Source organism: Persicitalea jodogahamensis, assembly GCF_014651615.1.
Lineage (GTDB): Bacteria > Bacteroidota > Bacteroidia > Cytophagales > Spirosomataceae > Persicitalea > Persicitalea jodogahamensis.
In genome coordinates this window covers 175,005-189,879 of record NZ_BMXF01000007.1, presented here as the reverse complement: position 1 = coordinate 189,879, position 14,875 = coordinate 175,005, and the positions used below count along the sequence as shown (strand labels likewise).

The 14,875-nt window shown below is 52.3% G+C and carries 14 protein-coding genes and 1 pseudogene; 7 read left to right on the top strand and 8 right to left on the bottom strand.

Going from position 1 to position 14,875, the window contains the following annotated elements; translation table 11 throughout:
• Positions 1–6 precede the first annotated feature (6 nt).
• The 3 genes from IE117_RS24495 to IE117_RS24485 all read left to right on the top strand — a co-directional run bounded on the left by IE117_RS24495 (position 7) and on the right by IE117_RS24485 (position 4,974).
• Complete coding sequence (locus IE117_RS24495) at positions 7–1,560, top strand: sialate O-acetylesterase (protein ID WP_229581426.1); 1,554 nt, start codon at positions 7–9, stop codon at positions 1,558–1,560.
• A gap of 124 nt (positions 1,561–1,684) precedes the next feature.
• On the top strand, positions 1,685–2,614 hold the full coding sequence (locus tag IE117_RS24490; protein WP_229581424.1) for a dihydrodipicolinate synthase family protein: 930 nt from the start codon (positions 1,685–1,687) through the stop codon (positions 2,612–2,614).
• An 83-nt stretch (positions 2,615–2,697) separates the two neighbouring features.
• Positions 2,698–4,974, top strand: a complete 2,277-nt coding sequence (locus tag IE117_RS24485) for a glycoside hydrolase family 20 protein (protein ID WP_189568425.1) — start codon at positions 2,698–2,700, stop codon at positions 4,972–4,974.
• A 48-nt stretch (positions 4,975–5,022) separates the two neighbouring features.
• On the opposite strand, the gene IE117_RS24480 is transcribed toward IE117_RS24485, so the two are convergent.
• The 6 genes from IE117_RS24480 to IE117_RS24455 form a co-directional block, all read right to left on the bottom strand.
• Positions 5,023–5,364, bottom strand: coding sequence for a cupin domain-containing protein (locus IE117_RS24480; protein WP_189568423.1), 342 nt, complete (start codon positions 5,362–5,364; stop codon positions 5,023–5,025).
• 124 nt (positions 5,365–5,488) lie between these two features.
• Positions 5,489–6,667, bottom strand: a complete 1,179-nt coding sequence (locus IE117_RS24475) for a mechanosensitive ion channel family protein (RefSeq protein ID WP_189568421.1) — start codon at positions 6,665–6,667, stop codon at positions 5,489–5,491.
• Positions 6,668–7,091: 424 nt separating this feature from the next.
• Positions 7,092–7,706, bottom strand: a complete 615-nt coding sequence (locus IE117_RS24470) for a TMEM175 family protein (protein ID WP_189568419.1) — start codon at positions 7,704–7,706, stop codon at positions 7,092–7,094.
• 367 nt (positions 7,707–8,073) lie between these two features.
• The gene (locus tag IE117_RS24465; RefSeq protein WP_189568417.1) at positions 8,074–8,580 is read right to left on the bottom strand and encodes an META domain-containing protein; all 507 of its coding nucleotides are present in this window, start codon (positions 8,578–8,580) and stop codon (positions 8,074–8,076) included.
• A gap of 99 nt (positions 8,581–8,679) precedes the next feature.
• A complete protein-coding gene (locus tag IE117_RS24460) occupies positions 8,680–9,081 on the bottom strand; it encodes a TerB family tellurite resistance protein (protein ID WP_189568415.1) in 402 nt (133 codons plus the stop codon).
• 61 nt (positions 9,082–9,142) lie between these two features.
• The gene (locus IE117_RS24455) at positions 9,143–10,120 is read right to left on the bottom strand and encodes a hypothetical protein (protein ID WP_189568413.1); all 978 of its coding nucleotides are present in this window, start codon (positions 10,118–10,120) and stop codon (positions 9,143–9,145) included.
• Positions 10,121–10,226: 106 nt separating this feature from the next.
• On the opposite strand from IE117_RS24455, the gene IE117_RS24450 reads away from it, so the two are divergent.
• From IE117_RS24450 to nhaA, 4 genes are all read left to right on the top strand, one after another.
• Complete coding sequence (locus IE117_RS24450) at positions 10,227–10,910, top strand: MCP four helix bundle domain-containing protein (protein ID WP_189568410.1); 684 nt, start codon at positions 10,227–10,229, stop codon at positions 10,908–10,910.
• 28 nt (positions 10,911–10,938) lie between these two features.
• Positions 10,939–11,349 (top strand): GreA/GreB family elongation factor, encoded by a 411-nt coding sequence (locus tag IE117_RS24445; RefSeq protein WP_189568407.1) that lies wholly within the window; start codon positions 10,939–10,941, stop codon positions 11,347–11,349.
• Positions 11,350–11,411: 62 nt separating this feature from the next.
• Entirely contained in the window at positions 11,412–11,768 is a 357-nt protein-coding gene (locus IE117_RS24440) for a hypothetical protein (protein WP_189568404.1), read from the top strand.
• A 129-nt stretch (positions 11,769–11,897) separates the two neighbouring features.
• On the top strand, positions 11,898–13,004 hold the full coding sequence (gene nhaA, locus IE117_RS24435; RefSeq protein WP_229581422.1) for a Na+/H+ antiporter NhaA: 1,107 nt from the start codon (positions 11,898–11,900) through the stop codon (positions 13,002–13,004).
• A gap of 19 nt (positions 13,005–13,023) precedes the next feature.
• Here the strand turns inward: nhaA and IE117_RS26635 are convergent.
• Together IE117_RS26635 and IE117_RS24425 are read right to left on the bottom strand one after the other, a co-directional pair.
• Positions 13,024–14,053, bottom strand: a pseudogene (locus IE117_RS26635) (IS701 family transposase).
• A gap of 345 nt (positions 14,054–14,398) precedes the next feature.
• Positions 14,399–14,656, bottom strand: a complete 258-nt coding sequence (locus IE117_RS24425) for a hypothetical protein (RefSeq protein WP_189568402.1) — start codon at positions 14,654–14,656, stop codon at positions 14,399–14,401.
• Positions 14,657–14,875 lie beyond the last annotated feature (219 nt).

Here is a 14,875-nt window from a genome sequence, read left to right as displayed (position 1 = left end):
CTAATTTTGGCCCTTTGGGCAATTTCGCTCGGGTCAGCCGAAGCGCAACTTAGTCTGGCGAAAGTTTTCAGTTCAGGCATGGTGTTGCAGCGCGACCAACCCATTCAGGTTTGGGGCAAAGCCACGCCGGGTGCGGTGGTGTCCGTGCGGCTTTTCGATACCGCAGCTACCAGGTCAAAAATGACACAAAAAGAAGCGCGCGTGGCGGCCGACTCCACCTGGCAATTGGCGTTAGAAGCGCAAAAGGCCAACGCCAGGCCGCAAGTACTTCAAGTCATCAGCAACCGAGACACGCTGACGTTGAACGATCTACTGATCGGGGACATTTGGATTTGCGCCGGGCAGTCGAACATGGCTTTCATGCCTAAAAATGACCGCTTCGCGGCGGCAAGTCTGCAGAACGCGACCAATCCCAAACTGCGTCTCCTGAATTATCAACCGAGCGTTTCGGTGTACGATGTACCTTATACAGTCGGGGAAATCCCGAATCTGCAACCCGAACATTTTTACCTGCCAAGTACCTGGCAGACCGCCGATTCGGTCAGCGCACGGGATTTTTCGGCGGTTGGGTTTTATTTTGGGCAAATGGTGCAACGTGAAACGGGCGTGCCGATCGGCCTCATTACTGTCGCGGTAGGCGGCTCGCCCGCGGAAGCCTGGGTGCGCCCGCAAACCGTGGCGGGCAACGCGAACCTGGAACCCATGTTCCGGGGCGACTGGCTCGACAACCCAAGCCTCGAACCCTGGTGCATCGAGCGCGGCTACCAGAATCTGGATAACTTGCTGGCGACAAATCTCGCGCTTCCCGGCGATTCGCTGGGCGTCAACCATCCCTTCAAACCCGGATTTTTGTACCAGGCGGGCATCGCGCCACTACTGGGATTGTCCATTCGTGGCGTCCTCTGGTACCAAGGCGAAAGCAATGCGCTGAGTTTGCGCCGAGTGCAGCAGCACGAGCAGCTTTTCCCCGCGCTGGTGCGCGACTGGCGGCAGCAGTGGAGGCAAGGCGATTTCCCTTTCTACTTTTGCCAACTCTCTTCCATCGGCACCGAAAAAGGGTACCGCTCGGAGCACTGGCCGGAATTTCGCGACAGTCAGCGGCGCATGGCCGAGACGATTCCCAACACGGGCATGGCCGTTACCAGCGACGTCGGCCACCCGTCGGACGTTCACCCGACCGACAAAAAGACCGTAAGCGAGCGACTGGCCCGCGTAGCTTTGGCCGATACTTACGGACGAAAGATCGCCGCCCGTGGGCCTTCGCCACAAAAAGTCCGGCAGCAAGGCAAGCAAATAATCCTGACTTTTCAGAACTCCGATAAGGCATTGAAAACCAAAGACGCTCAACCACTGGCTGGATTCGAGTTGGAAGATAAAGCGGGCATACGCCATCCTGCGCAAGCCACAATTTCGGGAAATAAGGTTCATGTTATAAAACCCGAAAACAGCAACTGGCAAAGGGTACTTTACGGCTGGCAGCCTTTCAGCGCTGGGAACCTGCAAAACGCAGCGGGCCTGCCCGCATCTACATTTCAACTTAATATAGCTGTAAGCGATTAGTTTTTAGCTGCCTTGCTTCCTGAGTTACTTAAATATTTTGAATTTAAAAATCAAGCAGACAATTATCAATCAATCCAAAAAGAGAGCTAACGGCTAATCGCTAATGGCTAATAACTATTTTATCATGATACAAAAAATCGAAGGCCTCGTGGCCGCTCCCTTTACCCCGATGCACGCCGACGGCAGTCTAAATCTTTCCATCGTTTCACAATACGCCCGGATGCTGGCGCACAACGGCGTCAAGGGGGCCTTTGTGGCCGGCTCGACGGGCGAGGGCGTGTCACTAACCTACCAGGAAAAACGCGACATCATCGAGGCCTGGGGGCATGCTTCGGAGAAAGACCTCCTGAAAATCGCGATGGTGGGTGGCAATTCGGTAGAAGAGATGCAGCAACTGGCCAAATGGGCTGCGGCTTGCGGTTACGATGCCATCGCCATTCTTGCTCCCCATTATTTCAAAATCAATAGTGCCGAAACCATCGCCCAAATCTGCCGGGAAGTGGGCGAGGCCGCGCCGGACACGGCCGTCTATTTTTACCATATTCCCGTCCTGACGGGCGTCAACGTTTCGATGGTTCAGCTTTTGGAGCATCTGGATGGACAAATGCCCAACTTCGCGGGCATCAAATATACCCACCACGACATGATGGAGTACAACCAATGCCTCAACTACGGTGGCGGCAAGTACGACATCCTCTGGGGCTGGGACGAGGTGTTCCTGGGCGGCATGGCCATGGGCGCGCGCGGCGGCGTAGGCAGCACGTTCAACTATGCCGCGCCGCTGTACCACCGCCTGATGGCCGCCTTCGACGCGGGCGATCTGGCAGAAGCCCGGCGTTTGCAGGAAAAATCCATCGACATCGTGAAACTGCTGGGCAAGTACGGCGGCATTTCGGTGGGCAAAGCCTACATGCGGGCACTGGGCCTGGATTGCGGAACGTTCCGTTTGCCCGTGCGTAACATGAGTGAGGCGCAGTACGGCGAATTTTTTCAGGATTTGGAGGATATAGAATTCTTCGTCTATGCCTCGGAAATGCCGGAGGTGTATTCGTAGTAATAATTCCTCTATCCGGAGGCTAACAGGTGGGTCTGCCCCGTCCGCCCGGCAATTGATTTAATCATGCACCTTTGATTTTTATGGAAATTTTCAAAAAAGGCGTATTCCTTTTTGTATTAACCAGCCTTTCAGCGTTCACAACGCAGGCACAAACCGTCCATTCGCTAATTCCCCAACCTACAACTTTAAAGGAAGTGCCGGGTACTTTCTCGCTCACGCCAGAGCTACGGATTAGCAGTTCGCCCGCCTTCACCGGCGCCGCTAAATTGTGGTCGGAACAAAGCTTTGGCAAAGCACTGACGGTAAGCCCGCTGTCGGGAAACCAAAGCGGATTGGCGCAGGTCATTTTTGAGCAAAAGAAAGCGACCAACCCGGCGGATTCCGATGCTGAAAGCTACCAACTCCGCATCGAAGCCAACCGCATTCACCTCACCGCCGCCACCGTGGCGGGAGCGCAGCGGGGCGTGCAAACCCTGCTGCAACTGGCTGATCTGCAACCTGACCCAAGGCAATTACCCGGCCTGAACCTGACCGACGCGCCGCGCTTCGGCTACCGGGGTATGCACCTCGACGTTTCGCGTCATTTCTTCGATCTGGATTTTGTCAAGCGGTACATCGATCTGATGGCGCTCTACAAATTCAATACCTTCCACTGGCACCTGACCGACGGAGCGGGCTGGCGGCTGGAAATCGAGAAGTACCCGGCCCTCACCCAGCGGGCCGCCTGGCGCACCCACCGCACCTGGAAAGAATGGTGGGCGAGTCCGCGCCGTTACAGCCGCGAGGGCGATCCCAATGCCTACGGCGGTTACTACACGCAGGACGAAGCCCGCGAGTTGGTAGCCTACGCTGCCCGACGGGGCATTACGGTCATTCCCGAAATCGAGATGCCTGGCCATTCCGAGGAAGTACTGGCGGTGTATCCGCACCTATCGTGTTCGGGCGAGCCTTACGCCAATAGCGAATTTTGTCTGGGCAACGACAGTACCTTCACGTTTCTGGAAGACGTGCTTACCGAAGTACTGGACATTTTCCCATCCAAATACATCCACATCGGCGGCGATGAGGCTAGTACCAAAGCCTGGAAAAAATGTCCCAAGTGCCAGCGCCGTATCAAGGAACACAACCTGGCCGACGAACACGCGCTGCAAAGTTATGCCGTGCGCCGGATGGATCAGTTTTTGGAGAAAAAAGGGCGCAAGATGATCGGCTGGGACGAAATCCTGCATGGCGACACGCCCGAAGCACCCCTGGCCGAAGGAGCTACCGTGATGAGCTGGCGCGGCGAAAGTGGCGGTATTGCGGCCGCCCAAAAGGGCCACGACGTGATCATGACGCCCGGCGGCTACGTGTACTTCGACAGCTACCAGGCCAACCCCACCACGCAGCCCGAAGCCATCGGCGGCTTTTTGCCCCTGAAAAAAGTGTATGGCTACGAACCCATCCCCAAAGAGCTGACACCCACCCAGGCAAAGCACGTGTTGGGCGCTCAGGCCAACATCTGGACGGAGTACGTCCCCACGATGGAGCATTTGGAATACATGGTTTTCCCCCGGCTGCTGGCACTGTCGGAGGTAGTTTGGTCCGACTCGTCGGCGCGGGATTGGCCCGGTTTTCAGCGGCGGTTGCAGGATCACTACCTCTTGCTGCAACGTCGCAACGTTAACTACTACCGTCCCGGCGTCGATCTGGAAATCCTGGCTAATTTCCAACCCAATGAATGGGCGGCCCGCGTCGAGTTTCGCTCGGAGCAGTACCAGCCGGAAATTCGCTACACGCTCGACGGCAGCGAACCCACCGCCCGGTCGAGCCGCTATGCGGGCCCCTTTTCGGTGAAAGAATCGGCCAGCATCAAGGCGGCTTTGTACCGCGATGGCGCGGCCATCGGTCCGGTGGCGGCGCTGCCCGTGGATTTTCACAAGGCGTTCGGCAAACCCATCACCTACGGGATTCGCTACACCAACAGCTACCCCGCGCAGGGCGACGGCACGCTGGTCAACGGCAACCGCGGCTCGTTCACCTACGGCGATCAGCAATGGCTGGGCTTCGAGGGTATCGACATGGACGTGACGATTGACTTAGAAAAAGTGCAGCCTTTGCAGGAGGTACAGATCGGCCTTATGCAGCTCACGGGCCCCGGAGTATATATGCCGCGCTACGTGGAAGTATCCCTCTCGCAAGACGGCAAAACCTTTTCGGCCCCGGTGCGGGTGGAGCGTACCGTGCCCGAGTCGGTCAATTCTTTGGTTATTAAAGACGTGACCGTGCCGTTGGACGGTCAGTCGGCGCGTTACATTCGGATTTTTGCCAAAAATAACAAAGGGTACATGTTCGCCGACGAGATTCGGGTGCATTGAAAGATGTTCTCCGTTTGAGTCCGTGTCCGATTACCCGTCGCCCTGCCGCTATTGATTGGCCACCTCCTTCACCCGCTCACTCCGGTCGGGTTTCGATAGCGTCAGCCGGACAATGCTATCGGTCAGGGCCGTCAAATCATGGGGAATGCCCCCCTCCAAAGAAATCAAGTCTCCTTCTGCAGCGCGGTGAATTGTGCCACCCGTGCCAAAATCGATCTCTCCTTCCACGATCTCGATGACGATGGGGAAGGGCGTAAAGTGCTTTTTCATGACCTGTCCCCCTTTGAACACGATTCTGATCTCGCGGGTGAAGTCAGTTTCCAACAGTGGCTGCACCAGTGGCTTGTCATCCTGGTAAGTCAGATCTTTGTATAGGGAAGCGGTCTTCATTTTTTAGGGATGTTGCTTATATGGATGGGGGTGCAAACGTATATGTTTTTGACCATCCCACCGATGACGACAGTCATATTTAAAGTTGACGCCTTACTTTTCAAGCAACGCCAAAGTTATTGCATCAATTTTCGGCTTTCCGATTAAAACCGTTCGGATTTGAGTTTCGGACAGAAGTTCGCTGATCCTGTCCGGTATGCAAATTCTGTGAATCCGGCGCTTCCGATTGCTTGAAAACCAACGTCCGGTAGGGAAACGGAATCTCCACGCCCTCAGTGTCGAACCGCTTTTTAATGGATTCCAGCAGGTCGCACTTCATGGCGAAGGCGGATGGGAAATCCTTCGCCCACGCCCAGGCACGTACCACTACCGACGATTCCGCCAGCCGAATGACGCGGACGCGTACCACAGGGTCGCCGTTTGCCCGCTCGAGGGCCGTGCGCTTGTCGATAACGTCAGGGTGAGCCAGGCATTCGCTGCGCATGATTTCCTTGGCCCGGTCGACGTTGCTGTCGTAGGAAATTCCGATCTCGATCCATTCGCAGATGGGCGATTCACCGAGGCTGTGGTTGATGACCTTCTCCTTGTTAATTATGGCGTTGGGAGCGACGATGACCTTGTTCTGAGGGTCGCGAATAAGCGTGTGCCGCAGGGTGATGTCGGTCACTTCCCCCAGCATTTCTCCCGAAATCTTGATGATATCCCCCACTTGGAATGGCTTGAAAAGAATAATAAAAAAGCCGCCGACCAGATTGGCCAAAGCCTCCTGGGACGCTACGCCGATAATGACGGCTGCAATGCCCGCTCCGCCAATGGCCGTCTGAGTAATACCTTTCAGAAAAGGAAAAGCGTACGCTGCCATGCCGATGCCGAGCAGGTACACCAGCGAAGAACTGACGTATTTTAAAAACTTGAAAGTAGTCTGGTTTTCACCGCGCTGCTTTTTCTTTCTGATCGCTAGGTTAATGACCGTCCGAGCCACCGAATCCAGCACGATCGTAAGCATGGCCACGAAGGTGAGGTAAGTGATGGTCTTGATGTTGTGAGTCACTATATCGTGACTGTCCTTATCCACGAAGTAGTAGGTCGAGAACAGAACCAGAACCAGCAGGATAAAGACTTTGAGAATGCGCTGTACCGTAAAGAGCAGGCCAAAATTATCGAAACCGCGTCTCTTCCCTTTATTGATCAAGACCTTTACTGAGACATTGGTAAGGTAATACAGCAGGGCGGCGGTGGCCGTTACTCCAAATCCCCAGTAGATTGCCTCGGCGTTGGCGCGGAAGAATGCTTCGAAGTTCATGGTATTATCTGATAAATTGAATATTGGCTGAATAATTCCGTAACAGCGACGAAACCATACTAGCCGTATATTGAAAAAGCTAGCGCCAAGAGGCACCTTGCCGCCAGAATTGGTAGTCGGGGCCGTCGGCGTGGCTTAGGCCATGTTAAAAACTTGGCTGCCGTAGGGCTTTGAGTCAATTAGAATCGCTTGCCATACGTATCCCAGTCTGGGTTTTGTCAAAACTTTCGCCTCCAGCAGTGTTGGACAATGCGACGATGCCAACTTCTTAGTGAAGTTCAGACGGTCCGCCAGGCAGAGAACCTCAATTTATCGAGCGGAATCCGCCTGGCAAATATTCCTGACCGCCTTAACTTGACAACCCTAGAATTGAACTACCGGCTTTTGTGATATTTCTTGATTATCGACAGGTTTCTTGTTTTCATTATCCTCGAGAGCTTCTACCCTCGCGGAAATACATTCGGGAAATGACAATCATGGGTAGTTTGATAAATAATAGAACGAACGCTGCAAAGGGATGGAAGAAGGAGAATGTCAGTGCCAGCGCTCCGTTGATCATATCTAAATTGGAAAAAATGCGGATACTGTCATCGATCTTCGTTGAAATCACCTCCTTTGTGTATTTATTGTCCGACGCATAATCCCAAATTAAATTTTGAGAAAGGGCGATGAGGAGTGTATTCATACTGTAAACAGTCGCTGCAATAGTCTCACCCCAAAAAGTACTCAGCAACGATGTCGAAAAGGGAATAAGAACGATGAAAAACAACCATAACATATTATACCATAGAAGCCTTTCATCGACCCGATTGATATGGGTGAAACAAGCGTGATGGGTGCGCCAGAAATTGGCGATGTTGAAAAACGACAACGTGAAGGCCGCCAGTAGCTTAAATAAATTGCCGATATCGGAAAACTGCCAGTATTCGGAAGAGATTGATTTAATACCTATGCCGAGAGCGAGTAACGCAATGGAAACAGCCACGACCGCGTCCGAAATAAACACAAGCCTTTCGAGCGCGAAGTTTTTTTCTACCATGCCGTTATTCCGTTAAGTTTCAAGCCGATGTTGGCTTATCTAGTTTGTGAAAATTTCATCCATAAAGTCGAATAGTTTTAGCGAGGCCACACTTTTGTTTTATATGCGTAACGAATTGGACAGAAACTCCGCCGAGCACAAAGGAAAGGCCAAACAGCATGGCCAGGGGGTTAGGTGCGATAAGGGGCGAGGTGAACGCAATGATGATTATTGCGAAAAAACTAAGTCGACGATCAATGGAACGTACCCGTGCATAACAGGTTCTCCAACTAAATTTGTGGTCTTCATTATGCTAGATTTTCCAAATGATACTTCGTAATGTGAATAGTTGGCTTTACCGATAAGAACCCATGTGGACCTAACTTTCCTAGTTTTTTTCTGCTAATGTCGTGTCATCCAATTGTACCGTATCAAACTTAGCCAGGGGTGCCCCCTCGCCGAAAAGCAAAGTCAGCGTGTCCCCCTTGATTATATAGCTGTCGACTAGTCCAAAAGCATTGAACATTCCCTTTTCTAGAGCATACACTTCGGGGCAATCATTCCTCGTCTTGACTATCTGAGAGAAACGAATCGCTTTACCCCACTTCAATCGATAATTGCCGCTGAAGGTGTTACAACCTACGATACCCGTAAACCGATTCTGATCGGTTTTGAGAACAAATTTGATTTCGCTGTTTTGATTCGGACTCCTGGCGACTTCTTCCCCTTCCAATTCCACCAGTCGCCAGGATCTCCCGATGATGAGTCCTTTCGAAAGCTCGTCCGTTTCCATCGACAATGCCGACAGTTGATCCAGCTTTTTGTTCTTCCAGTTTGTTCCGCAGCCAGCCATTAAAATAAATGCCAGAAATAGGGCAATCAGGTAGGGTTTCATAAGCGAGTGGTTTTTTGTTAAAAACTATTCTGCTCTGTTTCCATGCTAAGTTGTTTTTTGTTTAAAGCAGGGGGCAGCGACCCTATTGTGGTTTTGAACTCACCCGGTAGAGCTTAGCATTGGAATTCTCACTTCCCCTTCACTGGCTTTCATCGAAAGTAACTCCCGCCAGAACTTGCGGATGAACTCCCATTCCGCCCTGGATGCGCCATCGTGCGCCCGCGCCACCCGAAGCAGAATGTTGATGAAGCGCTTCCGGGTTTCGCGGTTGACCTCGATGCCTTCGCCAGCCATGCGCCGCATTCCGGTGTCGTAAGCTTCCTCCGTGCTGTACCCGAAGTTATCCCGCAGGAAAAATCCGCACACGGCCAGATCGCCGTGCGGCTCGTCAAGGAGAATCTCGCGAACGGCCTTCACTTCCTCTTTTTGCAGTTCGCCGTCGATTTTTGAAAGGGCGTAAATGACGCTGCCCAAGCCCATTAACAGATCAGGTGAATTCATGACTTTTCATTTTTGGTAATACACGGATTTTGTTTTTATAAAATTGAAAAAAGCAGAATTTTCAGTCAAATGAGTGCGCGGCCAATTGGTGAAACACGCGCTCGTCGAGCCGGTAGCGGTCATTGAAGGTCAGGCTGCTGCGAGCGGTGAACAGTGCGTAGTTCACGGCATTGTACAGCAGCCAGTACGAAGGTTCCGACCCCAGTAGCCGTTCTTCGAGTCTCAGCCGTTCGCGGGCTTGTTTAGCCAATTGGACGGGAACAGGCAGTTCCTTCAGTAAAAACTCATCCGCCCTGGCGGGTACCATCTGTTGGAAATGCTCGTATACCTGGGTGGTGAGAGTGTAGTCGGCGGCGAGGTGTTCAGCGACCAGGTCACGCAAGTGTTCCTGAAATATCTCGATGGTGAGCGCACCGTGGTGAATGTTGCGAATTTCCGAACTCATCTGCCGCTTCCGCTTTGGGCCAATGGTAATTTTGGGCGGCTGCTTTTTTTTACCTCCCCCGGCCCATTGCCCAAGCCATGACTCGTATTCGGCCAGATCGGTAAACGGATCGGCCCAGCCCATCAGTCCGTTTTGACACAGATTACGGTAAAGGCTGCTTCCCAGCCGGGTAGCGGGGTCGAGCAGGGCCGTGAGCGACTGCCCCTGAATGCTGAACGGTGTCTTGCCATTATAGCTGTTAGTTAGTGTTAGACTGCGGTGAATGGATTCGCCGCCGATCTGCACCGTGGCGGGCAACACGATGCAAATGTTAAACTCTCCCGTGTTGGTGTGTTTGACTACTAGTTGGTACTCATCCACTAACTCGTCGATCACCTCGCGTATAGCCGCATTGGGTACTATGGTGTAATCCGCGCTCTGAATTCCGAAGAGCGTTTTGCGTCCTCCGGGCATCTGTCCTACGATAAGTTGCTGGCGGTCAGTGGCGATAATGTCGTGGTTCGGCAATAAGTCGTTCAGCCATACGGATTCGATAGGGTAACATACCTCCTCCCAGCGGCCGGAGATACGAGGTTCGGTGCTGATATAGGTCATAAAGTTTGCGTTTGTAATTTTACAGTTGTAAATTTACAGCTATAAAAATTGAATTCAAAATAAGTACGTAGCGTTTCTCATTATTTCACCAAAACCTGTCTTAAATATGATTATTTCCCAATTGCTTACCCAAAAAGTGAAATTGGCGGCCCTGCTGTTGCTGGTGATGGCCTTTGTAATACTTTATTCGCTACGCGTGGACGACAAGGCACACAACATGGACGCGGCCATCACTTCGGTTTATAATGACCGCCTGCAACCCGCGCTGATCATAGTTAAACTCAGCGAGAATCTCCACGACAAGCGCAGACTTCTCGACAACCACTTGAGCGAGCATTCGAGACTTACTACCCCCGAATTGAAAACCAAATTTGCAGAACATGACGAGAGGAATAACCAATTGGTAGGTGATTTCGAGCAGACGTTACTTACACGGAACGAAGCGGCAGTGCTGAAGGAGTTTAAATCCGATTTGGCCGCTAACGTTCGCATGGAGCGGGTGGTGATGAAGCAGGCCGAAGACGAAAACAGGGAGATAGCCACCGCCCTATATAATAAAGATGGAGTGGCCATTTTCCGCCGGAGCATCGAGAACCTGCATACGCTTGCCCGAATCCAATCTGAAACCGGTCAGGAGATCGTGCAGGGTTCACACCGCGAAGCCGCCGGGGTGTCGGTAATCACCACGCTGATGATCGCCGTGGCTGTTGTTATCGGCATTCTTATTCAGAGCCTTGTATATAAAACCAAATTTTTGGAAAGAAACCCGTCCAAATTTCATCTCAATTAATTATTCCATTTTTTAAATTAACTAAGTTATGAACACTCTCATTATTAGTCGCCTGGATTACCAGCGGCTCCAGCAGTGGATTGGTCGGGCAAAAAACGACTTTAATTTTTCCAACAACCAGACCAATGACATCCTGCGAACGGTCAACGAAGCCACGCTGCTTGACCCGACCGACATGCCGGCGGATGTGGTCACAATGAACTCCCGTGTCAGGCTGACTTATCCCGAAAGCAACCGGACACTGGAAGTCCAGCTCGTCTATCCGGAAGTTGCCGACATCGAGAAAAAGCGGATTTCAATCTTCGCTCCGCTGGCGGTCGCCATCCTGGGCTGCCGACAGGGAACACTCACTAAGATAAATACGCCGGGTGGTATGGTCTCAATTAAGATCGAAGAGGTGATTTACCAACCTGAAGCTGCCGGGGATATGGCGCTTTGAGACAAAAAAGATTTTTGTACAACAATCTAGTCCCGATCCATTACATTGTACCCAGTAAAATCATGAATACCGTCCAATCTTTCATCATTACAGTTTGCGCGATGCTGCTGAGTATCTTCGAGGTTTACTCCCAAGATCAGCAAAAGGTAAAAGTTGATCCGGGTGTGTCGGTGCATAACTACAAACACCCGCACAAAGCGAAGCTGGCCGAGGACTCGCAAAGGATTCAGCGCCGGAGCCGATTCCCCTCGCGTGTGGGGATCGTGCCACGCTCCGTCATAGTACCCAGAGAGATTTATCAGCTCAATACGCCCAAATACAAACAGCGGCCGGGCTGGTCAATTTTTAGAAACTCTAACCCCACCCCAACGCGTTTGAACCCGCTGACGAATCCTGGCAATTACAAGACGCAGCACTAAGTAACAACAGTCTGCCATAAAACGGAATTTTTTAAAAACTTAGATGAAGAATAAAAGGAGAATTGTCAAAATAAAGAATGTAGTCAATCCGGTTATCAACCCCATTCGTGACTTGGCCGACTGTCGGGCGTGTTGCTGCTGGTGGCCACGGCCATAGCGTTGATCTGGGCTAATTCTTCACAGGGCACGGAGTTTCTGGCTTTTTGGAACCAAAAAGTCGGCATTCCGCCGCTGGACAAAACCATCAGTCACTGGGTGAACGACGGTCTGATGGCCGTCTTTTTCTTTTTTGTGGGGCTGGAAATCAAACGCGAAATCCTGGCGGGGGAATTGGCGGACTGGCGGCAGGCCGTACTCCCCGTCGCGGCTGCGCTGGGCGGGGCCATCGTCCCGGCGGCAATCTATCTGACTTTCAACATCGATACCATCGCCGCTGATGGCTGGGCCATTCCCACTGCGACGGACATCGCCTTCTCATTGGGGATGTTGTCGCTGCTGGGCAAGCGGGTGCCTTTTGCTGTGAAAGTGCTTCTGACCGCCATCGCTGTTATCGACGACCTGATCGCGGTGATTGTCATCGCGCTTTTCTACACCCACGAGATTCATATTGATATGTTACTTGGTGCGGCCGCTGCTCTGCCAGTCCTCGTCGCGCTCAACTATTTCAAAGTGCTTCGCTTTGTCTTTTACCTCATCCCTGGCCTTTTGCTTTGGTTTTTCGTTCTCAAATCGGGCGTTCATGCGACCATCGCCGGGGTGCTTTTGGCTATGACCATTCCGCTTAGCCAGCTGGGTAAGATCGAACACGCGCTGTATAAGCCTGTTAACTACCTCATCATGCCCATTTTTGCGTTGGCCAATACAGGGATTATTCTGGCCGGGGACGTTTATGGTTTGCTGACGTTGCCGCTGAGCCTGGGTATCGTGGCGGGGTTATTTCTGGGAAAGCCACTAGGTATTGTGCTGTTCTCCTGGGGCGTTGTCAAGTCAGGTGGGGCCAAACTACCCCTCGGACTAAAATGGCGACACATCATCGGGTTGGGCTTCACGGCGGGTATCGGCTTTACAATGTCGATATTCATTGCTGGGCTTTCCTTTTCGGATGCCGCTCAACAGAGCAGCGCCAAGCTGGCCATTATGTTTGGGACGGTGCTTTCCGGAATCGTGGGATTGTTGTGGCTGGTAAAAGTCGAAAATACGTTGACTTCTGAAATTAAGGACAGCTTTCGGCCTTAACTAATATCAGGACTTTCGCTTAAACAGCATGGACAGTAGGACACATCAGTTGCTGAACCAGATAGTCGGTGAACAAACCCTGCCTGACCTGATAGACTGTGGTCTTCATCTGCTTGGCTTTGACCTTAAGCGAGACCCATGCATGGTAACAGCAAGCCAGGTGGTTTCGCTGCGAGCGGGCCTTGCGGCACTGGCACTTCTCCGAGCCCGTCAACTGCTTGAACTCCCTCTGGAATTGCTCCACCTGCCACCTGTTGTCGTTCTTGATCTCGGCGACAAACAGGTTTACAGCGTGGTCAAGGTCATTTCGGGGCCTTCCGGCGGTGATGACCCAGTCAATGTCGCCGTTTGGGGCAACTATCATGAACAGCATTACCATGAAGGGGCATTCTTTCAGCTTGACTGTCAACCCCCTGACCAGCGACTGCTCGTCAAAGGGAAGTTCGTCCAAATGCTGGTAGCCAATCTCCCGGTTCAGGCTCACTAGGAAGTTGCTCTTCAGCGGCCGCCGCTGCGGTGTGGTGAAGAAGGTTCACTCGCTGCGGTGAATGAGCTTGAGGTTGGCCACCGAGGCGTACCGGGTGTCCAAGAGTATCGTCCTGGCTTTGAGCTGCTTGATGGTCACCAAATGCATGAACATTTCTTGGAAATGATCATTCTTAGTCTTGCCGTCGTCCTTGGGACTGTAGACGCAGTAGTCGATGGGCCAAAGGTCGCTGTCCTTTCCAGAGGAATGCACCGGGTTGACCAAGCCCCCCCCCCCTGACCGTACCGTGTTCATTGCCAGAGTATTGCCGCTTGACTAACTCGATAAAGATGGAATACTGCTTGTTCTGGACGCTGTCATCGACCATGATGACCGAGGTCTCCGAATCCTTGATGTAGGGTGCGACCGAAGCCCACAACTACGAGGGCGTGAAGCGTTCGCGCCGAAGAAAGCCGCTGACCGAATCGTGGTACAGGTTGGGCTTGTGGTCGGCCAGGTTCGTGCAGGTGTAGTCGAACGGCGGGCTCAGCAGATACTTTATGTAGTCTTTTTTCTGCAGCATCCAGTAAATTTAATCCTATTTCTAATCACAAGCGAAAGTCCCAATTAAATTAGAGATCACCAGAACGGGGTTGTCGAGATTTTTGTTTTGAAACTCTTCCGGCTCAGAAAGGTGCGGTATGAGCAGCAGGCTGATTAAAACCAGTAATGTGGGCATGGGCTGGCTTTTATAAATTTGTAAATATTTTTTTCTTATTGGAAATCATTAACCCTTGTTTTGGGTGATTTTGGTCGAATGGACATCGATCTGGGATTGGGGGATGGGAAAAACCTTCTGATACTCCTGCACCTGGTTCGGGTACGGGAGGGCTTCCTGGGTTTTTCCCGTCTCGTTCAGACATTCGGCTTACATCAGCAGTACGTCCGGGTAGCGCAGCACCGGATAGTTGGTGTCGGTTTCCTGGACGGAGTTCATGGCGGGATCGAGGAATTTTTTCACGAAGAAAATTTTGACCGTCTTATAATTGGCCGTCACGTAACTGGTGACAATGGTGGCCTGTTTGCGCTTGTCGCCCGGCTCGTAGGCATCCAGTACGTCGGCGGTGGGGTGGTTGAGGATGGTTCCGCCGCCGATCACGGCGTTTTCCCGAACCCTGCGGCGCAAATTGCGTGAAGATGTTGTTGCCCTCGCCGACGCCGCCCCGCGCGCGCGTACTGCACGGCAAAAACGATCCTCGCCTTGTTGCCGTTGTCGTTGCGAAAAACGTCCGCGAAATCAGGCCAGAATGATATTGCTACGCCAAATACCCTGATATGCGCCGTTCCAGCGGTCGGACAGAACATCGGTTGCGGTTGTTCCGGCCGGACTAACCGTAAATTTGTC